We start from the raw sequence: 492 nt of genomic DNA on the forward strand, positions 1-492 counted from the left end.
GCCGATCAGCTTCGTGGTGGCCGCGCCCCACAGGGCGGCCATGCCGTGCTCGCCCCACACGGTGATGCCCTGCTCGTAGGACTGCAGGATCGTGACCAGGCAGATGCCGCGCGAGCCCATGTAGGAGTACAGCTCGGGCAGGTCGGCGATCCGGCAGATGTTGGCCGCCTCGTCCAGCGAGACGGTCATCGGCGGATCGAGCCGCCCGCCCATCCGTTCGGCCTCGCGCTTGGCGGCCCGCATCACCAGGTCGGCCAGGCCGGCGATGAGCGGCGCGGCCGCCGAGCGGTTCTGCGACAGCAGGTACAGGGTGTCTGTGCTGCGAGCGAAGCCGTGCGGGTCGAAGTCGGGCAGGTCACCGGGGGTGACCCACGCCATGATCGCCTCGTCGCGCAGCGCCTTGGTGGCCGTGCGGGCGGTCTGGTAGATGCCGTCGCGGGTCTCCACCGCGCCGTTCTGCGCGCCGCGCAGGCTGGAGGCCAGCAGACCGAA

Annotated in this window: 1 protein-coding gene; it reads right to left on the bottom strand. The window is 71.5% G+C overall.

The genetic code is table 11. The features are described 5' to 3' along the window. Positions 1 to 492: type IV secretory system conjugative DNA transfer family protein (locus AAH991_RS40235; protein ID WP_346231205.1), on the bottom strand; the 492-nt coding region annotated here is incomplete at both ends.

Origin of the sequence: Microbispora sp. ZYX-F-249 (assembly GCF_039649665.1) — a bacterium.
Classification (GTDB): domain Bacteria; phylum Actinomycetota; class Actinomycetes; order Streptosporangiales; family Streptosporangiaceae; genus Microbispora; species Microbispora maris.